This window comes from Lentilitoribacter sp. JB5-8, from assembly GCF_055693385.1.
Genome location: NZ_CM146332.1, coordinates 831,996 through 856,947 on the forward strand (window position 1 = coordinate 831,996; position 24,952 = coordinate 856,947).

At 44.3% G+C, this 24,952-nt stretch carries 24 protein-coding genes; 10 read left to right on the plus strand and 14 right to left on the minus strand.

Annotation, left to right across the window (positions count from 1 at the left end):
* Positions 1-37: 37 nt before the first annotated feature.
* The 3 genes from ACZ1GZ_RS03995 to ACZ1GZ_RS04005 all read right to left on the minus strand — a co-directional run bounded on the left by ACZ1GZ_RS03995 (position 38) and on the right by ACZ1GZ_RS04005 (position 4,330).
* Entirely contained in the window at positions 38-1,129 is a 1,092-nt protein-coding gene (locus ACZ1GZ_RS03995; RefSeq protein WP_472667188.1) for a 4-oxalomesaconate tautomerase, read from the minus strand.
* A 2-nt stretch (positions 1,130-1,131) separates the two neighbouring features.
* A complete protein-coding gene (locus tag ACZ1GZ_RS04000) occupies positions 1,132-3,168 on the minus strand; it encodes a tripartite tricarboxylate transporter permease (protein ID WP_472667189.1) in 2,037 nt (678 codons plus the stop codon).
* A 76-nt stretch (positions 3,169-3,244) separates the two neighbouring features.
* Positions 3,245-4,330 carry a tricarboxylate transporter gene (locus ACZ1GZ_RS04005; RefSeq protein ID WP_472667190.1) on the minus strand — a complete coding sequence of 362 codons (1,086 nt, stop codon included), beginning with the start codon at positions 4,328-4,330 and terminating at the stop codon, positions 3,245-3,247.
* Positions 4,331-4,512: 182 nt separating this feature from the next.
* Here ACZ1GZ_RS04005 and ACZ1GZ_RS04010 point away from each other — a divergent pair, with 182 nt between their 5' ends.
* Complete coding sequence (locus tag ACZ1GZ_RS04010) at positions 4,513-5,181, plus strand: response regulator transcription factor (protein WP_472667191.1); 669 nt, start codon at positions 4,513-4,515, stop codon at positions 5,179-5,181.
* On the plus strand, positions 5,178-6,536 hold the full coding sequence (locus ACZ1GZ_RS04015; protein ID WP_472667192.1) for a sensor histidine kinase: 1,359 nt from the start codon (positions 5,178-5,180) through the stop codon (positions 6,534-6,536). The genes ACZ1GZ_RS04010 and ACZ1GZ_RS04015 overlap by 4 nt, the downstream gene beginning before the upstream one ends.
* A gap of 9 nt (positions 6,537-6,545) precedes the next feature.
* Here the strand turns inward: ACZ1GZ_RS04015 and ACZ1GZ_RS04020 are convergent, their stop codons facing one another.
* The 4 genes from ACZ1GZ_RS04020 to ACZ1GZ_RS04035 form a co-directional block, all read right to left on the minus strand.
* Complete coding sequence (locus tag ACZ1GZ_RS04020; RefSeq protein ID WP_472667193.1) at positions 6,546-6,686, minus strand: hypothetical protein; 141 nt, start codon at positions 6,684-6,686, stop codon at positions 6,546-6,548.
* Between the two features lie 85 nt (positions 6,687-6,771).
* Positions 6,772-8,280 carry an FAD-dependent tricarballylate dehydrogenase TcuA gene (tcuA, locus tag ACZ1GZ_RS04025; RefSeq protein WP_472667194.1) on the minus strand — a complete coding sequence of 503 codons (1,509 nt, stop codon included), beginning with the start codon at positions 8,278-8,280 and terminating at the stop codon, positions 6,772-6,774.
* The gene (locus ACZ1GZ_RS04030; RefSeq protein ID WP_472667195.1) at positions 8,273-9,250 is read right to left on the minus strand and encodes a D-2-hydroxyacid dehydrogenase family protein; all 978 of its coding nucleotides are present in this window, start codon (positions 9,248-9,250) and stop codon (positions 8,273-8,275) included. Before ACZ1GZ_RS04030 ends, tcuA begins: the two co-directional genes overlap by 8 nt.
* A 6-nt stretch (positions 9,251-9,256) precedes the next feature.
* The gene (locus ACZ1GZ_RS04035) at positions 9,257-9,418 is read right to left on the minus strand and encodes a hypothetical protein (RefSeq protein ID WP_472667196.1); all 162 of its coding nucleotides are present in this window, start codon (positions 9,416-9,418) and stop codon (positions 9,257-9,259) included.
* Positions 9,419-9,521: 103 nt separating this feature from the next.
* Between ACZ1GZ_RS04035 and ACZ1GZ_RS04040 the strand changes: the two genes are divergently transcribed.
* Positions 9,522-10,412 (plus strand): LysR family transcriptional regulator, encoded by an 891-nt coding sequence (locus tag ACZ1GZ_RS04040; protein WP_472667197.1) that lies wholly within the window; start codon positions 9,522-9,524, stop codon positions 10,410-10,412.
* A gap of 671 nt (positions 10,413-11,083) precedes the next feature.
* Here ACZ1GZ_RS04040 and ACZ1GZ_RS04045 read toward each other — a convergent pair.
* The 5 genes from ACZ1GZ_RS04045 to ACZ1GZ_RS04065 form a co-directional block, all read right to left on the minus strand.
* Complete coding sequence (locus ACZ1GZ_RS04045; RefSeq protein ID WP_472667198.1) at positions 11,084-11,683, minus strand: DedA family protein; 600 nt, start codon at positions 11,681-11,683, stop codon at positions 11,084-11,086.
* The gene (locus ACZ1GZ_RS04050) at positions 11,676-12,035 is read right to left on the minus strand and encodes a hypothetical protein (RefSeq protein WP_472667199.1); all 360 of its coding nucleotides are present in this window, start codon (positions 12,033-12,035) and stop codon (positions 11,676-11,678) included. Before ACZ1GZ_RS04050 ends, ACZ1GZ_RS04045 begins: the two co-directional genes overlap by 8 nt.
* A gap of 101 nt (positions 12,036-12,136) precedes the next feature.
* Positions 12,137-13,453 (minus strand): sulfatase-like hydrolase/transferase, encoded by a 1,317-nt coding sequence (locus ACZ1GZ_RS04055; RefSeq protein ID WP_472667200.1) that lies wholly within the window; start codon positions 13,451-13,453, stop codon positions 12,137-12,139.
* A 47-nt stretch (positions 13,454-13,500) separates the two neighbouring features.
* A complete protein-coding gene (locus ACZ1GZ_RS04060; protein ID WP_472667201.1) occupies positions 13,501-14,673 on the minus strand; it encodes a multicopper oxidase domain-containing protein in 1,173 nt (390 codons plus the stop codon).
* Positions 14,674-15,018: 345 nt separating this feature from the next.
* Entirely contained in the window at positions 15,019-15,546 is a 528-nt protein-coding gene (locus ACZ1GZ_RS04065) for a ricin-type beta-trefoil lectin domain protein (RefSeq protein WP_472667202.1), read from the minus strand.
* A gap of 204 nt (positions 15,547-15,750) precedes the next feature.
* Between ACZ1GZ_RS04065 and ACZ1GZ_RS04070 the strand changes: the two genes are divergently transcribed.
* Together ACZ1GZ_RS04070 and ACZ1GZ_RS04075 are read left to right on the plus strand one after the other, a co-directional pair.
* The gene (locus ACZ1GZ_RS04070; RefSeq protein ID WP_472667203.1) at positions 15,751-16,461 is read left to right on the plus strand and encodes a response regulator; all 711 of its coding nucleotides are present in this window, start codon (positions 15,751-15,753) and stop codon (positions 16,459-16,461) included.
* Positions 16,462-17,778, plus strand: a complete 1,317-nt coding sequence (locus tag ACZ1GZ_RS04075; RefSeq protein WP_472667204.1) for an ATP-binding protein — start codon at positions 16,462-16,464, stop codon at positions 17,776-17,778.
* A 187-nt stretch (positions 17,779-17,965) separates the two neighbouring features.
* Here ACZ1GZ_RS04075 and ACZ1GZ_RS04080 read toward each other — a convergent pair whose 3' ends face one another.
* A complete protein-coding gene (locus tag ACZ1GZ_RS04080) occupies positions 17,966-18,832 on the minus strand; it encodes a LysR family transcriptional regulator (protein WP_472667205.1) in 867 nt (288 codons plus the stop codon).
* A 112-nt stretch (positions 18,833-18,944) separates the two neighbouring features.
* On the opposite strand from ACZ1GZ_RS04080, the gene ACZ1GZ_RS04085 reads away from it, so the two are divergent.
* The 5 genes from ACZ1GZ_RS04085 to ACZ1GZ_RS04105 all read left to right on the plus strand — a co-directional run bounded on the left by ACZ1GZ_RS04085 (position 18,945) and on the right by ACZ1GZ_RS04105 (position 24,188).
* A complete protein-coding gene (locus ACZ1GZ_RS04085) occupies positions 18,945-20,090 on the plus strand; it encodes an ABC transporter ATP-binding protein (RefSeq protein WP_472667206.1) in 1,146 nt (381 codons plus the stop codon).
* Positions 20,087-21,007, plus strand: coding sequence for a carbohydrate ABC transporter permease (locus ACZ1GZ_RS04090; RefSeq protein ID WP_472667207.1), 921 nt, complete (start codon positions 20,087-20,089; stop codon positions 21,005-21,007). Before ACZ1GZ_RS04085 ends, ACZ1GZ_RS04090 begins: the two co-directional genes overlap by 4 nt.
* Positions 21,000-21,908: a carbohydrate ABC transporter permease gene (locus tag ACZ1GZ_RS04095; protein ID WP_472667208.1), complete on the plus strand. Its 909-nt coding sequence runs from the start codon at positions 21,000-21,002 to the stop codon at positions 21,906-21,908. The genes ACZ1GZ_RS04090 and ACZ1GZ_RS04095 overlap by 8 nt, the downstream gene beginning before the upstream one ends.
* Before the next feature lie 102 nt (positions 21,909-22,010).
* On the plus strand, positions 22,011-23,291 hold the full coding sequence (locus ACZ1GZ_RS04100; RefSeq protein ID WP_472667209.1) for an extracellular solute-binding protein: 1,281 nt from the start codon (positions 22,011-22,013) through the stop codon (positions 23,289-23,291).
* Positions 23,292-23,363: 72 nt separating this feature from the next.
* Entirely contained in the window at positions 23,364-24,188 is an 825-nt protein-coding gene (locus ACZ1GZ_RS04105; protein WP_472667210.1) for a phosphodiesterase, read from the plus strand.
* A 129-nt stretch (positions 24,189-24,317) separates the two neighbouring features.
* Here ACZ1GZ_RS04105 and ACZ1GZ_RS04110 read toward each other — a convergent pair whose 3' ends face one another.
* Positions 24,318-24,860 (minus strand): ActR/PrrA/RegA family redox response regulator transcription factor, encoded by a 543-nt coding sequence (locus ACZ1GZ_RS04110; protein WP_472667211.1) that lies wholly within the window; start codon positions 24,858-24,860, stop codon positions 24,318-24,320.
* Positions 24,861-24,952 lie beyond the last annotated feature (92 nt).

A 24,952-nucleotide genomic window follows, 5' to 3' on the forward strand; every position in this document is an offset into this window, starting at 1 on the left:
TGGCTTCAATCGCTTAATAGATTTATTGACTGAGCGGTTAGATATAAGCCGGGACACAGACCTTGCCATCGAATAGCTTGCGAGATGTGCGCAACAGACCTGCCGAATGCAAATCAAACCCGTGCTTGTTGATATCATAATCAAATATCACATCAATTGATCCGGTTGGATGTTCTATTTTTATCTTTGCAGGGTTTTCATTTGGGATAACAGCTAAACCTTCCGCAACGGTATTGGTCGCAAGTAAACACGAACCTGTGCAGATAGAACCTGTAACCGCAAATGCAGGATGCGCCGTCCATGGCATAAAGTAACGCGCAGCAATTGCGCCACCGTCTTTAGGTGGAGCCAGAAGACCAAATTTTGGAACAACTGATTTACTCACATCACCAAGACCCATGAGTTCCCCAGCTTTAATGCGGAGCGGCTCAATCAACTCAAAGAGCTTTTTGTTTTCATCCAATTCTTCACGTGTTTCGTAACCGGTTATGCCAAAATCTGAAGCGCGGCCGATCACCATCGGCATGGCAACATCAATGCAGGTTAATTCAATGCCATCAATTACATCCATCGCGTTGCCAGTTGGAAACAATTTGCCGGTTTTTGATCCAACAACATCTTTGAAATTCAAAACAATTGGCGCTGCAGTTCCCGGCACACCATTGACGCTGGCGTCGCCTTGGTAGTTAACATGCGCGTCTTCATTACTAGATGGTGTTTCAACAATCGCTTCAACACGTGCACCGGTATTGGTGCTTAGAATTTTTACAGCCGTTGTTTCACCCTTAATGGGCATCAACCCCATTTCGATAGCCGCGGGTCCAACCCCTGCTAATATGTTTCCGCATGTTGGGGAATAATCAACGCGTTTTTCATCTACAGAAACTTGCGCGAAAAAATAATCAATATCCGCCCAATCGTCTTCAGAAGGGGATAACATTGCAACTTTAGTCGTCACAGCGTTACCGCCACCAATACCATCAATATTCAGCGAATGCCCTGCACCCACTGCTGCGATTAAAACCTCTGAAAGCTGATCCAGATCTTCTGGTAAATCTTTGCGATTAAAATACGGCCCCTTTGAGGTTCCGCCACGCATTAAAACACAAGGAATTTCTCGCTGCTTCATGACTAGGCTCCCCCAAGTGGCCATGGCAGGTCAACAAAGTCCTGCAACAAACCAGGAGGGAAATCACGATTTAACGTCCATGCCATGAAGCACATAAACGCAATGCCGATCGCCGTCAGTAACGCCGATTTACCCCAGGTTTCACCCGCACGAATTTTAAAGAAACTTAAGAGGAAAATACCCAAGGCTATGATGAAGCCCAATAAGCCGCTTAGCACCAGTAATCCCGCAAACCATGCCAAAGTTGGCCACAAACCGTGGGTAGCTTCCGCATCCTCACCATCAGCCTCACGGTCAGCGAAAATCATATCTGTTTCTGGTTGCCGGATCATTCTAACGATCAAAACAAGACAACAGATAATTGCAACGATCGAGATCACCATTGGGATAATTTTATCTCCCATCAATCTGTCGCTGATCTGCGAAGCATTCCAATAGGTAACAATGAAATAGCCTGTGATAATGCTTAAGAAGATAAATGGCGCGCGTTTAGAACCTGACTTCACATCGCCTTCTGCAAGAATAGATTTTGCCTGACGGATGCCAATGGCTATGGAAATAACGGTGATGACCAAAAGCACCAAAACAATCGGGCTAAAGATATATTCAAGACCAGCTTCCATGCTTTCGCGAAAACGGAATCGTGCGATTTGGAAAGCCTGATTGGTAAATTTCTCAACTGGATTTGATAGTACAAATCCAATTAGAAATGCCGGACGTGACCAATCAAACCGGCGCAGGAAAATACCCAATAAACCAATAGCAAATAGCGCTACAAGATCAGCAAAGTTTTGACCTGATTGGAACGCTGCAAACGAAATTAGCATGAATAGGAATGGCGCAAGCAGCGTAAATCTAATCGTTGTCAGTTTTGCAATCATCCCGGATGAAGCAATGCATAAGACCGTTCCCACAACATTGGCAAGCGCAAGCAGCCAGACAATCGAATAGGTGAAGTTTAGATTGTCTTTTAGCATTGAAGGGCCAACTTCAATTGAACCAGAACCCAATAATGCTACTGCTCCGATGAAAATCGCCATTGAGCCTGAACCGGGAATACCAAATAGCAAAGTTGGAACTAAACCGCCGCCCTCTTTGGCATTGTTTGAACTTTCTGGCCCAATAACGCCGCGAACCTCGCCGCTGCCGAAGTTTGATTTATCTTTTGTCGTTTGAACCGAATGACCATAGGCGATCCAATCGACGACCGATCCACCCAAACCTGGGATGATACCAACAACAACACCGATGATAGAACAGCGAATTGACAGCCAGATATTTGCCCACCAGTCCTTAACGCCTTCAAGCCAACCTGCGCCCAAAGTTGCTGATTTTGAGATCGCCCGATCTTGCCGCAACAATGAAACAATTTCAGGAATAGCAAAGATGCCCAAACCAACAATTACGAGCTTTAATCCATCGGTCAAATATGGAATGTTGTAGCTTGCCATACGTAAACTACCGCCCGCATCCGCTTCACCAATCGTTCCTACAACAAGGCCAAGACCTGCGGCTGCCATGCCTTTAATCGCGACGCGACCCGCAAGAATAGCCACCATTGAAAGGCCCAAAATGGTGATCATCAGCATTTCGGGAAGGCCGAAAGATAATACGATCGGCCGCGCAACCAAGATGAAAACGGTCAGAAATGACGCCCCGATCAACCCACCAAATAAGGATGACGCAAATGCAGCTGAAAGCGCGCGGGCTGCTTCACCCTTTTTAGCCATAGGAAACCCATCAAGCACTGTTGCCTGCGAGGCTGACGAACCCGGGATACCCATTAATACCGATGCAAATGTATCGGATGTGGGCACAACGGCGACCATGCCGATCATCAATGCAAGACCAAGAATTGGATCCATGCCGAACATGAAAGGCAGAAGCAGAGATAATCCAGCGATCCCACCTAATCCAGGGAACACGCCAATACATAAACCCATCACCACACCAAGGACGAGATATCCCAGTACGATGGGTTGAAGTATGAGCGCAAATGCGTCGCCAAGGGCTGGTAACGCCTGAGTAAAGACGTCCATTACGGCCTCCAGTGGATTATAAATTTTTGATATGAGGGCCCTGCCGCGATCAGCGACAGAGCCAAGATCAATGCTGTTAGTTCAGCTCAACGCCATAAGCGTCTTTCAGCCAATTGGTGACGAAAGCTCTCGCTGAATTCGGCACTGTTGTTGCCACACTCAGTGCTTGTGCAGCTTCCGCACCCACATACATTGGATATTTGCCAACACGTTTTGCTGAGATTTCAGCAAAATCAGGACGGGCTTTGACAGCAGCAAATGCTGTTACAAATGCATCGATAACTGCTTGATCTGTACCTGCTGGCAGGAACGCGATTTTCTGAGACGGGAAGCCTGCTACAAAGAATGCTTTCCATGCATCCCATGCTTCACCTGACGTTTCACAACCGTCTGTTGCTTCACACACTTCTTTAAATGTCGGCATATCAGGGAATGTTGGATCGCGAACAATATTGCCATCGCTATCTAATGAACCCCAAGACATCATCGGAACGGCAGTGCCTGCTTCAACCAAAGGTGCTGAACCACCAAGATATCCTGATGTTGTTTGGTAATCGATATTGGCTTCGCCACGCTCGAACATGAGACGACCATCACCGCGACCTTTAATGCCAAATACTGGTTCAACATTCATGCCAAGCATTTGCCAAGCCAAAAGTGGAACAAGATCAAGACGTGTTGCACCTTGTGAACCATAGATGAAGTTCATGTCTTTCAGACCATTGGCCGAACCATCAAATTTTGCGCCAGCTTCAGCGTTTAGATATGCAACGCCACCGGTTCCTGTTGCCATAACAGGGTTCCAGTCTTTGTACTCATATTTCACACGTGGATCACCCAAAAGATAGGGGAATTGTGTTGAGCCTGATGAGCCGAACATAACCGATCCATCACCATCTTTTTGCTGCTGGAACCAGTTTGCGCCTTTGGTTGAACCAGCGCCCGGCATAAATTTAACAACTACAGTTGGTGCACCTGGCAACGCTTCAGATAAAAGCGGCGCAAAGAAGTTTGCCCATTTAGCTGAGCCACCAGTTTCTGAAAATGGAATGGTCCATTCGATTGTTTTGCCTGACATATCCATCGCGTTTGCTGATGTTGCCATAGACAAAGCCATTGCTGCTGCGGATGCAGTCAAAGCAATTTTAGTTAGAGTTTTCATATATTCCTCCCAAGAATTAATCTCTACGGCTTCGCAGTGAAGCGATGGACCGCAGGCAACGTGTATTTCTCCCAAATACTATGTTGACAAACATAGGAGTAAATGGCGAACCTTTCATTCAGCTTTCACAATGAAATTTTTTTGAACTGGGAAAGTATTAATAAATTGGCACTGGATCAACCATGAGAATAGCAGTTGTAGAGGATAATAGGCCTTTGTCGGATGGGATTGCACGTGCTTTTCGCGACGACGGCCATGGGGTGGATGAGCTACATGACGGGATATCTGCAAACCAGTTTCTCAGCCAAGAAACCGTTGATCTAATCATATTAGATATCAATCTACCGGGCAAATCGGGCCTTGAAGTTTTAAGTTCATTAAGGCGTCGCGATATTCAAACGCCTATTCTCATGCTAACCGCGAAAGATACAATCGACGACAAAATTGGCGGATTGGATTTAGGTGCTGATGATTATATGACCAAGCCATTTGATCTAGCAGAACTAAAAGCAAGAGCACGCGCGCTGCTTAGACGATCAGAAAAAGACATCGCCAAGGTTCTAACTTTTGGCGAAATTGAATTTGATGTGACCGCGCGCGAAATCCGCATTCATGGAGAACAATTAGATTTGCCGCGGCGCGAATTTGCGCTTGCCGAGATTTTGCTTAATCGGCGCGGGCATGTGATTTCCAAACAACAGATCATCACGCATTTATATGGTGCTGGGGCTGATGTCGAAGACAGCACTGTTGAACTTTATGTGCACAGGCTGCGAAAGAAGTTTGGTGATTATGGTTCTTGTATCAAAACCGTTCGCGGACTTGGATATTGCTTTAGGGAAACATCATGACATCCATACGTAGGCGATTATTATTATGGTTGATCATTCCGCTCACAGCGGTAGCGATTATTGTGTCGATAGAAACGTTCGTTTCTGCGCAAAAGATTTCAAATGATCTACATGATAAAACGCTGCTCGCCGCTATGCTGACAATTTCAGAAAATGTTGTGGCATCCAACGGAACGCTACTTGCAGAGCAAACGCTTAAAGTGCTGACTGAAAATTTGGGCGATGAGTTTTTCTACCACGTATTGGGTCCTAATGGCGCCTTTGTGACCGGCTATAGCGGATATCCTAGATTACCCGATGACATCCAGCTCGAAGATGGCGTTCCTATATTTTATGATGGAATTTATCAAGGAAATACGGTTCGTGTGACGACAATGCGTCAGCTATTATCTGGACGCGATTTAAATGGCTGGACAACGATCACCACCTGGCAGGAAACAACACAGCGCGCTGATCTAACGTTAAGCCTATTTGGCCGTTCACTTATCCGTCTGGCAGCGCTGGTGATTGCCGCTGGGGTGATTGTTTGGTTTGCGGTTTCCCAAGGTCTTCAACCACTAAGACGACTTCAGCAAGCAATTGATAGCCGAACGCCGCTCGATTTAACTCCGATTAAACGCCAAATGCCGATTGAGTTAAAAGGTATTGTTGCATCCATGAACGACTTGTTTGCGCGCGTGGCGCGCTCAAAAGCGAACCGGGAGCGTTTTATCGGTGATGCTGCTCACCAGCTTCGTAATCCAATTGCTGCGTTAAAAGTGCAAGCGGAAGTCGCGCTTCAGGCAAAAGATGGAAAAGCTAGAAATCAAAGTCTGAAGCAAGTTGTGAGCGTAAGTGATCAAACCAGTGAACTTGTGAGCCAGATGCTGACCAATGCGCGCGCAAACGCGATTGAAAAGGATGCCGGCGAGACGTTTGACTTATCTGAGCTAACGCTTGATGCGGCGCGTTCAGTTGCACCAAAAGCAATTGAAAAAGATCAGGAGTTTTCAACCGATGTTGAGGAGGGGATTTGGCTAAAAGGCGATAAAGTTCTCATCCGCGAGGCGATAGTGAACTTGATGGATAACGCGGTAAAATATTCTCCTCGCCAAGCAAAAGTTTCGATCTCGCTGGTCTTAAAGGGAGATGAGATTTCCATCGAAATTAGCGATGATGGATCACCGATTTCAGATGAAGCATTTTTCCAATATTGCCAACCGTTTTACACAGATGACAGCGCACATTCTGGATCGGGTTTAGGTTTGGCAATTGCCAAAGATGTCAGTGCAAATCACGGCGGTTATCTCGTCAATCGAACTGATGGAGATGGCAGGGGTAAAACCATCTCAATCATATTGCCGAAACCCAAATAAGCGCATTACTTACTTCTGGAAACGATCTGCAAGCTTTGACGGGAGGCCCAAAGTTTCAAGGTCTTTTGAAGAAAATTTTCTGTTACGCTCAAATGCATTTGTCATATTTTGAGCGGCTCTGATTTGATTAAAGAAGTTTAACTGCCTCATTTTTACTTTCCTTCTATACACCAAATACATAGCATTATTTGCATGTGAGTAGGTGTGCGATTTTGATATATCAGGCATGCTTTGGTTAGATGGACTTTGCAGCCCCATAGCCAGCGCGACGACCAAATACAGCGCCCGATGTTAAGCCTGATCCACCTGGATAACCGTTGAAAAACACGCCACCAACCAGCTCACCGCAGGCATATAAACCATCGATGATTTCATCCTTTTTGGTTAGCACATTGCCATTTTCATTTACCTTCAAGCCGCCATAGGTGAACGTAATACCGCAAGTTACTGGATAGGCTTTATAGGGTGGCTTATCAAAAGTCTGAGCCCAATTTGATTTCGCGAGTTTAAGGCCAAGTGTGCCTTTGCCATCTTTTATCGTTGGATCAAAAGAGGTGTTTGGATCAACGGCGTTATTAAACTCATCAATTGTTGCACGAGCAGCGTTTTTATCTTCGATGCCATCAAGTTTATCGACCAGTTCATCCAGCGTATCCGCCTCAACGAAATGCGCATCATGAAAAGTATATTCGCCGTATAACAAGTCATCGACTTTTGCGTCGAAGATTTGCCAAGCAAAATGCCCCGGTTGTTCGATGATGGCTCGGCCAAATTGGGCATAGGTGTAATTGCGAAAATCTATCCCTTCATCAACAAACCGCTCACCATTGGCGTTCAGCATAATGCCGAGGAAATAGCAGATCTTGCGATAGTTTTTTCGTTCAAAATGCGGGATGTCCAGATTTCCATAGTTCTTCATATGTAAATCCATCGGGGTTGCGTGGCAGCCCTTAAAAAACCCATATTCTGTTGCGCCCAATTCCAGCGCCATTTTAAGGCCTTGCCCGGTATTGTGTGGGGTGCCGCGAACCTTTGCCTTATCCCAGTCTGAACCTATATATTTCTTGCGGAGTTCTGAACTTGCTTCAAAGCCGCCTGAGCCGAGAATAACTGCACCGGCATATAACTCATCTTGAAAACCATTTTCATCTTCCACTTTGATGCCAGTTACTGTGTTGTTTTGTGTGATGAGTTCGACACCCGAACAATTATATCGGATGCGACCACCTTTGTTTTTAAACACTTCAAGCTCAGCATCGACAAGACCAACCCCTTCGCCATCTGCTGCGAGTGTTAACCCGCCCCAGAAGACAAAGCGCCCGTCTTTTTCAAATGATTGACGCTCATAAATGGGTTCAAACTTAATGCCATTTTCTGCAAGCCAAAGCATGGTTTCATATGAGCGATCAATTAAGATATTTTGCTCACCTGATAATGCACGACCATCATTAAACCCAAGCAGGTCGCTTCGAAATTTATCCGCGGTATAAGAGCCAAAATCAGTATTTGGCAGACGCGTATCTTCAGGAGATTTCAATAACGGCATGAGATCTTCATTAGAATTATAGACAAAGCGCATCGCGCCCGCGGTATATTTTGAATTTCCGCCCGCAAGCTCCTCATTCGCTTTTTCGATGATTAATACATCCGCGCCTTTTTCTATGGCTGCAATCCCAGCGCAAAGAGCCGCATTTCCTGAACCCACGATGATGATATCTGCGATTGTGTTGGGGTTCTTATTCATTTTTGTATACCTCAGGATTGATCATATTAATCGGAGCACCTTCGGCAAAAGCAACAATCTGATCATAAATATCGCTGAACTGCAGCTCATATTCATCTTCGGTTACAAAACCAATATGCGGGGTTGCGATCACATTTGGATGTGAGGCCAACGCATCATCTTTCCAAGTGATTGGTTCTTTATCGAACACATCAATTGCAGCTGACCCAGGATGGCCATTATTAAGAGCTTCAAGAAGCGCGTTAGACTCGATTAACCCGGCACGCGAAGTATTTATAAAAACTGCGTCATCGCGCATATTTGCAAAATCATTGGATGTTATGATGCCTTTGGTCTCTGGCTTCATGCGCACATGAACGGAAATTATGTCTGCTCTTGCAAAAAAATCTTCCCGCGATGAAGCGATGTTTTTCCCATCGTCTTTCAGGCGTTGCTGACCGCTTTGTGATCCCCACCACATGACGTTCATGCCAAAAGCTTGCGCGATATGTTCAACCCCTTTAGCAATCCGCCCATAGCCATAAAGCCCGAGCGTTCGACCTTGAAGCGTGCGGCCCACACCCATTTGCCATTCTCCGCTTTTAAGAGAGACAACCTGTTGAGGTATCTGGCGATAGCTCGCAAGAATGAGTGCCCATACATGTTCAACGGTTGCAAATGAAGGCGTCCCCGCATGCATATTTGAGCATAAGAGCACGTTGTTTTTTGTACACGCATCCACATCAACATGAGGATAAACACTACGCTGGCTAATTAATTTTAAGTTCGGCAACTTGTCTAATAATTGCGCTGTAATCTGAGTACGTTCACGAAAAAGAACAAGCGCATCAAAGTCTGAGAGACGTTCGGCCAGAACATCGATATCTTCAACATGATCATTAAAAACAGTCACATGATGATCGCTTAATTTTTCAAATGACGGTAGCTTTTTAAGCGTATCAAACCAATCGTCCAGAATTGCTATTTTCATTATGTCCTAATGACCTTTTTGAATAAGTTCGGTTGTTTCAGCATCAAGAACGGCAAGAGCTGATGCAATTTTCTGACGTTGCCCCAAAAGGTAGTTGAACTGGCAGTCACAAACAGCGATAGGCGTTGGATAGGAACTAATTTCCTTTGCCAAGATCTTTCGCGCCACATTCAGCTCCTTTTGATAGGATTATATTGCAGATCATAGACAAGTTTTATCATTATAGATATTATATGAAATACGTAAAAATCATATATTTTGGATATGCTTTATGGAACTTCGTCATCTAAGATATTTCAAAACCGTCGCTGAGGAAGGGCATATCACCCGGGCTGCGGAGAAGCTTGATATGCAACAACCGCCGCTGAGCTTACAGATAAAAGCGCTCGAGCAAGAGCTTGGTGTGCAGCTTTTTAAAAGGTTGCCTCGCGGTGTTGAACTTACGGAAAGTGGTAAGTCTTTCTACTCAGATACGAAACGGCTGCTTGATGATTTAGATCGCGCAATCTCTAAGTCACAACGCATTGAGAGAGGCGAGCAGGGTTCGATTACAATTGGGTTTACCAGCTCAGTGATCTTTCATCCTGCGACAAAATTATCGATCCAAAACTTTCGCGAGGAGAATAGCGAGATCGAACTAAATCTTACAGAAGACGGCTCCGCCGAACTTGTGCGCGATGTTGCTGAACAAAAACTCGATGCTGCATTTATTAGAACCAACATTTCTCATATTGATAATATCAAAACCTATAAATTAGCAGACGAGGAAATCGTGTTGGCGTTGCCAGTTGGCCATCCCCTTTTAGCATATGATGTGATCTCAGCTGCACAAATGAGCGAGCATCCATTAATCCTTTATCGACGTTCGGCAGGCCCTGGGATCTATGACAGTGTCATCTCTGCACTTAATAAAAGCGATTCATCGTCAAATATCATCCAAGAAGCACCACGTGTGGGTGCGGCATTAAATTTAGTGGCAACAGGCATGGGTATCAGCTTTGTCCCCGCCTCACTAAGCGCAGCACATTCTGAAGATATTCGATATCGACCAATTGATATTGATCCACCATTAACCGCATCCATTTTACTTGCATGTCGAAAAAATGAACGATCCATAGCGGTTAGCTCTTTTATTGCGAATGCGAGAAAAACGTTTCAATAAGTTCGAGCTTAACTGATTGTGGACGAAAATGGGGGTATCTTCGACATCATTCACCCACTCAATCGAAATAGTTCAAAACTAATTTCCCATTCCCCATAAATAACAATGCTGCTGGCAAGCATATTTTTATTTGGGAGAAACCCAATGCGATATGAAAAATACAGAATGAATAAAATAACACACCACTATTCCCCAAATCCAACCAGTGATTTCAGATGCTAAATCTAATCACAGTTATATAACATTGTCGGATATTACCTATCACGTTTTTCGCAATTTTTGGGTTAGTCAAAGATCAGTAACAATTTTCGGCACGTTTTTTAAGTAGAACACCAAGTTATCTATCCTACATGAAGGCTCGAAAGCGCGCACCAAATCAGCCAGTTCTATTTTACCTTAGCAGGGATGCAAAACTTTAACGCAATAGTATTGCATTGAACAAGCATTTTACCATGCCCTATGCTGAATCATTAAATCAAGCGAATAAGCAGTTCGAGAGCTTGGTTAGAACTACGGAAGAACAATTGGTTACGGATGATTAAGGTTTTCCGCTTTTATAGGCAAAGCAGACATCACGTAATGATTGGAATACTTCTGTGACTGGCCCTAAGCGGAAACTTTTAAATCCCAACTGAAATATAATCGAATTGTCTAGATACCCGTTATACTAGTTAATCAATTTCAAATTTGCGCCATAAGACAGTAAGCCAAGCGGCAAAGGCCATGGCTGAAATTGAAGCAATGCCTACGATTAACATGCTTGCGACGAGGTCTGATATTTGCGGTAAATTTCCTGCAAATAAATATCCGATCATGGCATATGCCAATGTCCATATTATTGATGCTGGTAATGCAACCGTAGTAAACTTAATCCAATTCATCCTCACCGCACCGCTCACATATGCAATATAGGGTCCCGTTGGGCTAACAATTGTTCGGCTTAGCAAAATTGCTAGCCATCCATGTTTTTCCAACATAGCTTCACTGCGAACAATTGTTGGCATTATGCTTTGAATGTCTTTAAGCTTAATCAACAAGCTGGGACCAAGGAACCGAGCTATTAAGAACGCGGCCTGGTCACCTATTGTATAAGCTAACGCCACGGCGAAAATTACTTGCCAGAGCGTTAAATCGCCAGCGGCCGCCAATGCGCCGCTGGTTAAAACAACTACAGAAGATGGGAGCGGTATTCCAAAGCATGCCAGCATGACGACGAGGAATACGAGATACAAACCATATTGCGGAATGAGATTTAAAACGACATCAGTCAACTTGGCTCTCCCGATAGGTTTCGGCTGCAGCTCTTATGTTTTCGGTTAGCTCTTGTAGATTGGAATTTTGTTCTGCGGCGATATCTTCAAGACGCAACCCTTTGCCAATTGCACTTTCATCTAACCCCAAGGCATCAAGAACCAATGGCATTGGAATATCATAAGATAGCGTCACATAACGGGGGGTCATCCACCCTTGTAAATCTGAATCTTTATGTCGTGGATCATTGAAATAGATAGCATCTGCCATGAAGGTGAAACCAAAATACAATGCCAAACCTGCTGAGATAAAAAATCCTGACAATGGCAACCAGTTTTTGGTTGCAAATTTCTTGAGCTTTTCCTTTTCCATTTTTGTATGCTTATCCCGATTTTGTATCCAACCCCGCTCATAATTTAAACCGGGCCGGTAATTTTAACGATCCAATTGCCATGCAATGAGTTGCACCCTGTTCATAGGTGGCTGAAACTAATTCGATGTGGCCAACAAGGCTTCTCTTTTTTAATGAGTTCATCTTTAATTGCGTTCAAATTCGCTGATCCACCGTCGGCGAGCAGGTTTGTTTGTTCCAGCGGATCGCTTGCCAAATTGTAAAGTTCAGCTGGTTTGTTTTCAGGGCTTATGATTTTAAAATCTCCTTTGCGCATGGACCATCCATAGATGCCGCCGCCTTTTGTCTCGCGCTGTGTAAAATGCTCGATATACACATAATCGCGCTGACCTTCACCACCATATAAAACCGAACTGAAATCGACGGAATCAGGTGCCTCTGTGCTGGTTTTTGCCAGGCTTGCTATTGTTGCATTTAGGTCTGTTGTATTGACGAATGCATCACTTCTACCCTGTCTGATCCCAGGACCTGTTACCACCATTGGAACTCGTGTGCCACTGTCATAAATGGTTCCTTTGGCTTTGTGGTCTCCATATAAGTCGCCAATAATCTGATTTGGAGTTCCATTATCACCAATGAAAATAACGATTGTGTTGTCTCGCTCATCTTCATCTATAGAGGCCCACAAGCGACCAATTTCAGTATCTAATGCCTCTAGCATCGCGTTGTAGTATGGAAGCGGGTTATTCGCAACGGCGTCTTCACTATCGGTAAGATCATCAAAGCTATGCAGATCAACTGGTGGCAGATGGAAAGGTGAATGTGGTGCATTAAAAGCAAGCCATAAGAACCAAGGTTTATCCTGCTCACCAATCCAATTAATTGCACGATCTGTTAGAACAGTTGTTGAATAACCCTCAATCTGAACCACATTTCCATCTTCAATCGCAGGCCAGTTGAAATAATCAGGAATTCCGCCGCTATAAAGGCCGAAATAATCAGACACACCCATTTGTGCAGGTGCGTCATAACCCGACTGACGCCCCGTAATATGCCACTTCCCGATCACGTTTGACGAATAATTTACCTTATTAAGCGCATCAAACAGAGTTGGCGTATCGACCGACAACTCGTCGCTTCCATCGGGTGCAACTGGCGCCCCAACACCAGTTCTATAACCATATTGGCCACTCATAATTGTCGCTCTTGTGGGAGAGCATGTGGGTGCAGCATAGGCATTTTCAAACACCATTCCCATCTCGCACATTTTCTCAAGATTAGGCATTGGTGCCTGTTGATTCCCAATTTCATAACACTTGGATGCATCAAGTCCCATATCATCTGCAATCAAAAGCAAAACATTCGGGTTTTCAGAAGCCTGTGCGGGCAACCATGTAAATGCAGACGTTAACGCTATAGCATAAAGATAGTTTTTCATCGTAGTTCCTTTTTTGCTCGGTGTTTTTGAGGCAAACATAGTCAGAGTTATACAACTTCAACCACTTGCATCATGCCTAAATCTTCATGCCTTAAAACATGACAGTGAATGACAAACTTGCCTTTAAAAGTTTCAAATCTGGTTTTATAAGTCACAGATCCCGGAGCGTTCCCGCTTCCAGTTGGCAGGCCTATCGTATCTTGCCAACGCTTACGCGGATCACCATCGGGCAATTCCTCGCCATTTATATGCGTGATGAAAAATGGGTTCACATGAATATGGAACACATGCAAAATGGCAGACTGATTGGTGATGTGCCATTCTTCTTCTGTTCCAAGTTTCATTGTCTGTTTAATCTCGCCATCATAAACGCCATTATCAATGAAATTTCTTCCCGCAAAATTGATTTGTCGTTTACTCAGTTGGTCACTGCCAAATGGCGTAAGCCCACATCCCGGCAAGGCATCATCTTCTGACCATAAATTCTCTACTGGGTCGCCTGAAACTGTGATGCTAAGATCAAACATCCGTGCCAGAGTTGCACCATTTGTAATATCTGAAAACCTATTGAAGATGGATTGTGCAAAAGTTTTATCAGCTGGCTCGATAGGCGCTCTTACGATTAGGTCCATCCGATTGCCAGAGGCTAACGCTGCATGATTGAGCCAAGGTTCGTTTAAGTTGTCCAAATCAATAGGGACACGCTTATTCAAGGTGAAGCCATCAAAAGCGATTTGATACATTTCTAAATCAGGCTGATCTGTTCGCAAAAACCCAAATTGAGTCGTGTTCCCCATTGCATTGATTATGCGCCAGCGTTGGACTTCACCAGGACGCATATTGATCACCGGATCGACTTCGCCACCCCCATTTGGATCAGCCAGCACAATCCCCTGGTTCATGAGCATGAGAATTTTTTCGTCAGCTTTCGCAATGTATTCTGGCATGCTGCCGGGCTTATCGGCAACAATTATAGGACCCGACAATCCAGCGCCAACTTGCTGTGCTGTGGAGCCATGTTTATGAGCATGATACCAATATGTTCCGGAGGGATGGTCATCACCAAGCTCAAACCTATACTTCGTATTTTTCCATCTAAACGTAGAGGCAACACTTTCACCACAGACGTCTGAACAAGAAACGAGTTGATTTTCCGGAACCACACTTACAAAAACATTATCTGCATCATACTCACCTGATGTGTCTTTATTTGGCGACACATGAAGCCCATGCGTATGCAGATTTGTGGTGTTTACGCCATGAAAATTATTCGGATTTTGGGTGCAATCATCATGAAGTGCTGGCAAGCTGTTGGTAAAATCTACATCGATCACCTCACCAGGATTAACGGCGATGGTCGGCCCAGGGGTTAAGCCGTTATATGCCGGCCTTCCGTTTACAGATTGAACATCGAGTTTTAGCTTGTGAATTTTGATTTCTTCGGTAGCCTCTTCCGCAGCGAAAGATGGTAAGGTATTTAACGCTGTCGTGCTTGCGAGTGTTGCAATTAGCTTTAGGGCTGATCGACGCGTTATCTTTTTTTAGAAGATGCTTTAATTTTCTGACTAATCAATTTTGCTTCTCCATTGGATGTGTGTCTTGGGTAAATCAGCACAATTACCAATGATTAAATCTCGCGACATGAATGGACCCGCACTTCGGCTTTGACTTCCAACAGCCATGCATTTTTCAACATTTGAATTGAGAGTGATTTGGAGTGTATCAGCATGATAAATAAATTTTTGAGCTTCAGAACCTACATCACAGTCTGAAAGACCAAACGGTATTTTTTCATTGCTCTCGTCGATCAACGCGACACATTTTTCAGGGTATTCAACTGATTGAATTTGCGATGTATCACTTAAGAATTTGAATTGCACATCACCACCTTGCGGCTTGCAAGAATGTGCATGGAGCTGGTCATTGTAACCACGACCTACTGTATCGATACACCAACCTAAACTTTGGTTCTCATCCAGATTATCATCAAGATAAATCACAGGGCTTGGTGTTTTAAGATCTGGCTCAGACGCAAATGCATTTGTCCCAAAAGGGGCGAAACTTAAAACCAATAAGGCAAGGTATTTCATCATGAATAATCCTTTTTTATGAACAGGAAATCAAAATTCTACGAAGAATTTGATGACATTCTTCAAAGTGAATTGCGAGCAAAGGTTTGTCGCTGAATGTCGTGAATTCGCAAACTGATACAATTTGCGACAAATTAATCTGCCAAGTTCCATTGTTTGGGTTTATGAATAAGAAAACGGATAATTAGACAAATTGAGAACGAAGTAATGCAGAAGATGCAACATATTCTGATTGTTGACGATGCACGCGACATTCGAGAACCATTGGCTCAATATCTAAAGAAAAATGGCTTTCGAACGACGCTAGCTGCAAATGCTTTAGAAGCCAGGAGCCATTTGAATGATATCAGGTTTGATTTAATTGTTCTTGATATCATGATGCCTGGTGAAGATGGGTTGAAGCTCTGCAGTTGGATTGCTGCTAATGGAGGCCCACCCATTATATTACTTACCGCGATGGTGGACGATGCTAGCAAAGTTGTTGGTTTGGAAATTGGTGCTGATGATTATCTTACAAAGCCATTCAACCCGCGCGAACTATTAGCACGTATTAAAGTTATCTTGCGTCGCTTGCCGAAGACGGATGAAATTATTGCACCAACATACTGCAAATTCTCAGATATGATGCATGATCCGCTTCACCATAAAATTATCAAACAAGATGGGACTGAACTCCACCTGACCACAGGCGAAAGCCGGTTGCTTTCTGTGTTTTTAAATAATCCACGTACAGTTTTAGAAAGGGCAAGATTGCTTGAAATTGTTAGTGGTCGAGAAGCAAAGGCATATGATCGAGCAATTGATAATACCATTAGCCGACTGCGGAAAAAGATCGAGGCCGATCCAAAATCGCCAGAGTATATTGTAACGCAATGGGGTGGTGGATATATGTTTGTCTGTGATGTTGAGGTTGTTTGAATGAAGATGCTTGATCGCTTTATTCAACCAGGCTTAGCCCGCACATTTATTCTGCTGTTATTGGTCACTGTATCTGCATCAATGATCATTTCACTGTTGTTCATCTATTTAGAGCGCGATCGTTTGGATTTAGGTGTATTAGCCGAGCGCGATAATCAGCGCATATCAACAATTATCACAACAATGGAAGACATGGACGATACGGCCAGAAATGCCATCATAAAAGGTGTGACAACACGGCTGTTTCAACTTGCTTTATCTGATGCTCCGGTGGTCGCTCAACCGCCACTTTCACGAAATTCAGAACGTCTTGTCAATCAACTGACAGCCTTTTTGCCAAACCATGAAATTTTAGCGGATCAAGCTTCGCCGGATGGGATGGAAAAACGCAGCCGTCGAATGCGCTTATTCTCAATCAAGCTCAATTCAGATGGTAAATGGGTCAATGTCGCTTCTAGAATTAAAAGGTCTCAGGCAGCAGACGATGAGACCCTTATAGTACTCATGGCTCTCTCGTTGATTGGTATAATGTTTGTTGGGCTTTATTTTATAGCACAATTAGTCCGTCCATTGTCCAAAATAGCAGCAGCTACACGGTCGGCAGGTAGCGGCAATCGAGCCATACGATTGTCTGAAGAGGGACCGATTGAACTTAAAAACATAGCGGTCGCATTTAATGAAATGCAGGATCGGATTTCAAAATTTGATGCCGAACGCAATCGCACTCTTGCAGCCGTCGGACATGATTTACGCACCCCAATAACTTCGTTACGTATAAGAGCAGAAATGATGGATGAGGATGAAGCAAAGGACTTCATTCGTATACTTGATGAAATGACCGTCATGGCTGAGAGTTTGATCACTTATTCTAAGGGTACTTTTGATCATGAGGTATCTGAAACCGTTGATTTGGTTTCAATTGTTAAAGAATTATGTACGGAGCGAAATGTCTCCTTTGAAAGCCCTGACAGTATCAAAGTCGTTGGGCAGCCATATGCTTTGCGCCGGGCATTTGGAAATCTATTGGAGAATGCCATTCGCTACGCCAACAAAGCATCTGTTGATTTCTTCAAAGAAAAAGACGCTGTTGAAATTCACATAACTGATGATGGCCCCGGTATACCTGAGGACAAACTGGAAACGATTTTTGAACCCTTTGTCCGTGTAGAAGAAAGTCGCGATCAAAATACAGGCGGTTATGGCTTGGGCTTATCGATTGTAAAAACGATAATTACCGCTCATGGCGGAACCATAGAGCTTAAAAACCGGAGACCAATTGGCTTGCAAGTGGTTGTAAGGTTGCCTCATGAAAAGTGATTGAGTGCGGAATTCTCCTTCTGGCACAAGATTGAAATATTCCAAGCGATCTTTATGTTCCGAATTTGAATGTTGACCAGACATCACTTATGGGTCTGACTAGACAAAGACTGGCTCCAAGCAGATATTAATTACTTGGTTGAATTGGTAATTTTGTACTCAATTTGCAAAAGTTAGTCGAATGTTGCTATTGTCCCACAGATACATCGACAAAGCTTTTGATAAGTCTAAGCTTATATTTGTCTTCCGGAACAACGACAAACGTCTCATAGGTCTTACTCATTTCCATAATCGGTACCGAGACTAATGTGTGCTCTTGTGTTGTACTATTATCAAGAAATATCCCGACACCAACACCATGAAGGATGGCTTCCTTCATCACCGGAAATGTTGTCGTTTTTATCGTTCGTCTTATTGAAACATTATGCTTATTCAGTGCTAGTGAAACTTCTCTCTCCGTCAATGAACCTTTTTCTGGTAGCAACAGTGCTTCATTCCATAAATCGGCCAGCGAAACATTTTTTCGTTTTTCAAGATGGTGTCCTTTAGGGACATAAAGAACATATTTAACGGTCGCGACTTTATGGTAGATCCAATCATTTGAACGCGGCGGCTCTGTGATAAAAGCAATGTCTGCTTTTCTTTGGCGCAATAAAGATGTTGCGGTCGTCCAATCATACAAAGTGAAATCAATATTCACATCGGGATAAGACTGATTAAACAGTGCTATGTGCCGCAACGCGGGTAATGGGGCATTTGCAATAACTGAAATATGCCCATGTTCCATTTGCGAATAACGAGATATCTTTTCATCGATTAATCGATCAAGCGTGACGAACCGATCAGCCAAATCATAGAACTCGGCCCCGGTTGTCGTGAGCGAAAATCCATCGCGATCTCGGATGAGCAATTTGGCTCCCAATGTCTGTTCCAACTTAGATAAATGCTGACTGATAGCTGATTGAGATACATTGAGCTTTTCTGCAGCTGCGGAAAAACTTCCCTCTCGCGCAACATGCGCAAATGCGGTTATTTGATATGGGTTCGTTCGCATGAAAGCCTCTTAATACTCTGAGACTCTAACCGCTATTAGTGACACTAATATAACGTCATATATTTGTTGATTGAACTAAGTAGGTTCTCCCCATCAGTCGATGGGAGCAATCATGTCAAACATTCGCCTCAACAATATTGCCAAAAGATTTGGCCAAACCGAAGTCCTCAAGGGCGTCGATCTCGACATCGAAGATAAAGAGTTTGTCACGCTTGTTGGACCATCTGGTTGCGGTAAATCCACCCTATTAAGAATTCTTGCTGGTCTTGAACAACCCGATGAAGGGCTAGTACTGATCGATGGGAAAAATGTGACAACCACACGAGCTGCCGATCGCAACCTTTCCATGGTGTTTCAATCCTATGCGTTATACCCGCATTTAACCATCTGCCAAAATATGATGACACCGCTTAAACTGCGCGACTTGAGCACATCTCAGCGCCTGCCATTTATCGGTCCTTTTTTCGCACGCAAGGAATATAAAGAACTACTCAGCCAAGTTGATCGCACCGCCAAAGTTCTAAAAATAACAGAATTGTTGGATCGCAAGCCCGGTCAATTGTCTGGGGGCCAGCGACAGCGTGCTGCCTTGGGGCGCGCCATGGTGAGAAACCCGCTGGCTTTTTTGATGGACGAGCCTTTATCAAATCTTGATGCCGCCTTGCGCGTTCACATGCGTGCAGAACTTACCCAGCTTCACCAACGCTTGGGCGCAACCTTTGTCTATGTCACCCACGATCAGGCCGAAGCACTTACAATGTCTGATCGAATGGCTGTCATGATGCACGGGAAAATTTTGCAATATGGTTCGCCTGAAGACATTTATCAGAACCCGGCTACGGCTGAGGTTGCCAAATTTATCGGTTCGCCAGCGATTAATATTTTATCTGCAACGGTGAATGATTATGCGCAACTCTGTATCGATAATCTGATCCTTGATCTTTTCGCGCCCACACAAGAGCCAAAAATTAGCATTGGTGCAAGACCAGAACACTTAACCTTCGGTGACAAAACGCCATCATCCATATCAGGCTTTGTGCACCACATCGAAAACTTAGGTGCAGATCTCTTTTATCATGTAAAAATCAAAGACGAAGAACGCCCAGTGGTCATCAGATCAGCAGTTGGAAATGGCAAAAGACATCAAATAGATGATTTGGTGCATTTCGAACTTGATCTCAATTCCACACTCGCATTTGCATCAGATGGAACACGTTTACAAACGCATCGCAGACTGATGGATGAGATCGCATCATGACACCCTCTCGTGCTCATATTTGGTTTGTCAGTCCAGCCTTATTGCTGATGTTTTTGATTTTGCTGCTGCCAATTCTTGTCGCTTTTGGCATCAGCTTTACCAGCTTCTCGCTAGGCAATAGTGGTGCAGAAATTGTTGGATTTAAAAACTATGAGCAGATTTTCACTCGATCAACTTATGAAAAAATGTTCGGTGCAACATTTAGATATGTCCTAACCGTCGTCCCCTTAACAGTTGGCCTAGGACTTGGCGCAGCTTTATTGATCCATTCTCTAACGCGTTTTGGGGATCTTTATAAAACCATCTACTTTCTTCCTGTCATGTCCGCACTTATTGCGATGGCTATCGTGTGGGAATTTGCGTTTCATCCAACGATTGGCATCATAAATTCAACCCTTGAACGGGGTTGCGGCACATTTTTAGAAAACTGGGGCTGGTACGCTCAAGGTTGCGAAAAGACATTCCCTCTTTGGCTGACCAACAGAGATTACGCGATTTGGACCGTGTCATTTATTGGCGTGTGGCAGGGTTTTGGATTTAACATGGTGCTCTATCTCGCCGGCTTAACTGGCATCCCAAGAGAGCTTTATGCCGCTGCTGAAATGGACGGTGCCAAATCCGGCTGGGAACGATTTAAGCTGATTACCTGGCCAATGCTCGGACCAACAACTGTGTTTGTTGTCACCATCAGTTTCATCCGCAGTTTTCAAGTCTTTGATATGGTGGAAGCCTTCTACCCTCAAGGTGGTGGTCCTTCAAAATCCGTCTATGTAATGATGTTTGCGATCTATGAAAAAGGCATCCAACAAAATCTCATGGGCGTGGGTGCAGCAATCACAGTGGTCTTCCTTTTATTCGTTATGTTCCTAACAATTTTACAACGCTGGTTAGTTGAGCGGAGGACACATTATGTCTGATCATCAAAACACTTTTCGCTTTTCAACATCGGCAACAATCAAGCATGTTGTTTTGATATTGGGCGCGCTGATCGTACTCCTGCCCTTTTATGTCATGGTGTCGTATTCGCTAAAATCACCTGCGGAGATCATGCAAAACACCGGTGGATTTTTCGGTACACAAATCCCTTTTCGAGACGATTATTGCGTCAAGCTTGGCAACGCTGTTGCCGATTGTATGGTCACACCTTGGATTTATAATTACACGACAGCTTTTGAAAAGGCGCCACTTGTTCGATATCTGCTCAACGGTGTGATCGTCACAGCATCGATCTTTTTCATTCAGGTGATCATCGCGCTGCCATGCGCATATGCACTTGCTAAACTTAAATTCTGGGGCCGCGAGACGGTCTTTGCATTGGTTCTATTTTGTTTGCTTATTCCTGTGCATGCCATCGCGCTCCCGCTGTACATCATGCTCGCAAAACTTGGCCTAACCAACACCTATGCAGCACTCATTGTCCCTTGGACGATCTCAGTATTTGGCATTTTCCTCATGCGGCAGTTTTTTATGACAGTGCCCGATGATTTAATCGATGCGGCGCGTATGGATGGCATGGGCGAATATTCAATCATTTGGAATGTCATGTTGCCAACGGCAATTCCGGCACTCATGGCTTTTGCCATCTTCAGCGTTGTCGCGCATTGGAACGATTACTTTTGGCCGCGCATTGTCATTACAGGCAACAGGGAGCTTTTCACACCGCCTCTGGGTCTTCGCGAATTTAAAGGCGATGCGGATGGCGATAATTTTGGACCGATGATGGCGACCGCAGTCATCATTGTAACACCCCTTCTTGCAGCTTTTGCTCTTGCTCAGCGCAGATTTATTGAAGGGATCACACTTTCAGGAATGAAATAGGGCGCGCCTTAAAGCACGCCCTTCACCAAATCCCAAATGGGATCAACAAGGTTCGTACGATCGCTAAACCTATCGAACCTCTCGGCAACAGGAGATAATCTAATGAAAAAAACTCTTTCTGCAATAGCAGTTTCACTTTTTGCAAGTTCAGCTCTATTTGCAAGTTCTGCAATGGCTGACGAAAAAGTCACAATCGAATTTGCATATCCATATTCGCACCTTTTCGATGTGACGTATGAAAAAATCATGCCTGCATTTAATAAGGCTCATCCAAATATTGAAGTTAAATTCCGCGCAACATATGAAAGCTATGAAGACGCATCAAATGTTATTCTTCGCGAAGCTGTTGCAGATGAATTGCCAGATGTAACTATGCAAGGTCTAAACCGTCAGGCAATTCTTGTCGACAAAGGCATTGCAAAATCACTTGAGCCGTTCATCGCAAAAGAAGCTGATTTTACCAAAGATGGTTATCACAAAGCGATGCTAGATTTGGGTACATTTAACGAAGAAGTTTATGGTCTTCCTTTCTCCATTTCTTTGCCTGTTGGCTATTACAACATGGAAGTTATGGCCAAAGCTGGCATCACAGAGATTGATCAGCTTCCCAAGACTTGGGACGAGGTTATTTCAACGTGTGAAGCGCTGACAAAAGCTGGTGTTAAAAACCCAATGTTCTGGGGATGGAATATCACAGGCAACTGGTTCTTACAGGCCCTTATGTGGAGCCAAGACAAGCCAACTGTTATGGGCACAGATTTCCAGCTTGATGAGCCGGAAGGTCTAACAGCGCTTAATACAATGAAGTCTATTTTCCGCGGTTGTGAAATGCAAAACATCGAGTGGAAAGCAGCGCTTGCATCCTTCTCAGCTGGTGAAATTGGAATGATGTATTGGTCAACGTCAGCCGTTGGTGCTGTGGAACGTTCAATGGGTGATTTCACCTTGGTTACCAACGAATACCCTGGAATTGCGGCAGGTGGCCCACTTGGTCTTCCAGCTGGTGGTAATTCAGCTATGCTCACGTCAACATCAGATGATCCAAAAGTTCTCGATGCAGCTTGGAAATGGCTCAAATTCATCACATCAGGTGAAGGTGCTGCGGAAGTTGCGCGTACAACAGGCTACATGCCGCCAAACCAGGCAGCTAACGAAATTATCTTGAAAGATTTCTATGACCAGAACCCTGCAAAGGCGACGGCTGTTCGCCAATTACCGTTGCTTCGCGACTGGCAGGCTTACCCTGGCGATAACGGTCTTGCAGCAACACAAGTCATTTATGACGCTATCGAAGGCATTGTCACTGGTGAATATGATGACATGGAAGAGCTTCAAGTTGAGCTAAGCGAAGAAGTTCAGGACCTGCTTCCAGCCGGTTCTTAAATCTCACTTCATAATTTAGGGCGCTCCAGAGATGGGGTGCCTTTTTTGCAAACTATCTTCAATGGATTGAACATGAAACTTCTGCAATTTACAGACATTCATCTCACAACACCTGGCCAAACAATTGGTGGACGCGCACCAAATCTGAATTTCACCAAAGCACTTGCACATGCGATGGAACAACATTCAGATGCTGAAGCATTTTTTATAACAGGTGACTTATCTGATTGGGGGGATGCTGATGATTACAAGCGCCTTCGTGATGAAATCAATACATTACCAATGCCGGTACACTTATGCATCGGCAACCATGATGATCGTCCAACTTTTTTAAAGGAATTTCCTGATTTAGTTGGCGAAGGTGGCTTCGTACAATCCGTCATTTCCCTTTCAATTGGTCACGCAATTTTGCTTGATACATGGGGACCAGAAAGCCATGCAGGTCACTTTTGTCAAGAACGCGCGAACTGGCTTCAGACGCAATTGGAAGAACTCGACGGACCTGTTTGGCTCTTCATGCATCACAATCCGGTTCCCACAAACGTTAAACCAATGGATGAGATCATGCTGCTAAACTCTGATCTTTTTGGTGACACCATCAAGCCATTCAAAAACAAGATTTCTCATATATTTCATGGTCATTGTCATTTACCACTCTCCGGTACTTTCCATGGCATTCCGTTTTTCGCACCACGTGGTACCAACCATGCTGGATGGCCGGATTTTGCAGCGAAACGCCTGTTATCTGCAGCCGATTTAACAGAAGCCTATGCTGTGATCTTCGCGGATGAAAACAACACTATGATCCAAATGGTTGAATATGGTTATGAAGGCGAAATCAGAAATGAGGGCAGCCCTGAATATTCCCAATGGGATAAATTGACGATGATCAGGTAGGACCATGGTGGTGTCAGCTTTTGGCACATTCCTGAAGATGATGAAGAGTGCTGTAATGTCTGCTTTAGTTGCTTGGTTTGCCCAAACACTGCAAGAAATTAAATTCAATGGTGAATAGGCATTGCACCTTTAACGCGGTGCACGTTTTGCCAATATGCGCTGCAAAGTCCGGCGGTGCATATTGAGCCGACGCGCCGTTTCAGAAACGTTGCGGTCACACATTTCATAAACGCGTTGAATATGCTCCCAGCGTACGCGATCCGCTGACATTGGATTATCAGGAGGTCCAGCTTTTTCATCAGGTCCGCGTGTTAAGGCTGCAACAACGTCATCAGCATCTGCGGGTTTTGCAAGATAATCAACGGCACCAAGTTTCACAGCCGTTACCGCCGTTGCGATATTCCCATATCCGGTTAATACAACCATTTTTGTATCTTCGCGCTTTTTGCGAATAGCTTCTAAAACATCAAGGCCATTACCGTCACCCAAACGCATGTCCACAACTGCATATTTTGGTGGCGCAGCATTGGCTTTTGCCAATCCTTCTGCAACAGTTTCCGCGGTTTCAACTTCAAAACCACGACTTTCCATTGCTCGCGCTATACGGCGCAAGAACGGTCCATCGTCTTCAACGATGAGAAGGGATGGGTCAGGACCAAGTTCAGCATTCATAATCGTACTATCCGAGTTTATTATCGACTTAACAGATATAGGTGTTTTTTTGTTTTTTATCAGATACCAACATAATGCTTGGTAAAAAACGC

Excerpts from the sequence above, each read along its gene's own strand:
- ACZ1GZ_RS03995 (WP_472667188.1), bottom strand. The coding sequence starts at position 1,129 with ATGAAGCAGCGAGAAATTCCTTGTGTTTTAATGCGTGGCGGAACCTCA.
- tcuA (WP_472667194.1), bottom strand. The coding sequence starts at position 8,280 with ATGAATAAGAACCCCAACACAATCGCAGATATCATCATCGTGGGTTCA.
- ACZ1GZ_RS04015 (WP_472667192.1), top strand. The coding sequence starts at position 5,178 with ATGACATCCATACGTAGGCGATTATTATTATGGTTGATCATTCCGCTC.
- ACZ1GZ_RS04080 (WP_472667205.1), bottom strand. The coding sequence starts at position 18,832 with ATGCGAACGAACCCATATCAAATAACCGCATTTGCGCATGTTGCGCGA.
- ACZ1GZ_RS04040 (WP_472667197.1), top strand. The coding sequence starts at position 9,522 with ATGGAACTTCGTCATCTAAGATATTTCAAAACCGTCGCTGAGGAAGGG.
- ACZ1GZ_RS04100 (WP_472667209.1), top strand. The coding sequence starts at position 22,011 with ATGAAAAAAACTCTTTCTGCAATAGCAGTTTCACTTTTTGCAAGTTCA.
- ACZ1GZ_RS04110 (WP_472667211.1), bottom strand. The coding sequence starts at position 24,860 with ATGAATGCTGAACTTGGTCCTGACCCATCCCTTCTCATCGTTGAAGAC.
- ACZ1GZ_RS04070 (WP_472667203.1), top strand. The coding sequence starts at position 15,751 with ATGCAGAAGATGCAACATATTCTGATTGTTGACGATGCACGCGACATT.
- ACZ1GZ_RS04055 (WP_472667200.1), bottom strand. The coding sequence starts at position 13,453 with ATGAAAAACTATCTTTATGCTATAGCGTTAACGTCTGCATTTACATGG.
- ACZ1GZ_RS04085 (WP_472667206.1), top strand. The coding sequence starts at position 18,945 with ATGTCAAACATTCGCCTCAACAATATTGCCAAAAGATTTGGCCAAACC.
- ACZ1GZ_RS04030 (WP_472667195.1), bottom strand. The coding sequence starts at position 9,250 with ATGAAAATAGCAATTCTGGACGATTGGTTTGATACGCTTAAAAAGCTA.
- ACZ1GZ_RS04000 (WP_472667189.1), bottom strand. The coding sequence starts at position 3,168 with ATGGACGTCTTTACTCAGGCGTTACCAGCCCTTGGCGACGCATTTGCG.
- ACZ1GZ_RS04105 (WP_472667210.1), top strand. The coding sequence starts at position 23,364 with ATGAAACTTCTGCAATTTACAGACATTCATCTCACAACACCTGGCCAA.
- ACZ1GZ_RS04075 (WP_472667204.1), top strand. The coding sequence starts at position 16,462 with ATGAAGATGCTTGATCGCTTTATTCAACCAGGCTTAGCCCGCACATTT.
- ACZ1GZ_RS04095 (WP_472667208.1), top strand. The coding sequence starts at position 21,000 with ATGTCTGATCATCAAAACACTTTTCGCTTTTCAACATCGGCAACAATC.
- ACZ1GZ_RS04065 (WP_472667202.1), bottom strand. The coding sequence starts at position 15,546 with ATGATGAAATACCTTGCCTTATTGGTTTTAAGTTTCGCCCCTTTTGGG.
- ACZ1GZ_RS04010 (WP_472667191.1), top strand. The coding sequence starts at position 4,513 with ATGAGAATAGCAGTTGTAGAGGATAATAGGCCTTTGTCGGATGGGATT.
- ACZ1GZ_RS04005 (WP_472667190.1), bottom strand. The coding sequence starts at position 4,330 with ATGAAAACTCTAACTAAAATTGCTTTGACTGCATCCGCAGCAGCAATG.
- ACZ1GZ_RS04020 (WP_472667193.1), bottom strand. The coding sequence starts at position 6,686 with ATGAGGCAGTTAAACTTCTTTAATCAAATCAGAGCCGCTCAAAATATG.
- ACZ1GZ_RS04050 (WP_472667199.1), bottom strand. The coding sequence starts at position 12,035 with ATGGAAAAGGAAAAGCTCAAGAAATTTGCAACCAAAAACTGGTTGCCA.
- ACZ1GZ_RS04090 (WP_472667207.1), top strand. The coding sequence starts at position 20,087 with ATGACACCCTCTCGTGCTCATATTTGGTTTGTCAGTCCAGCCTTATTG.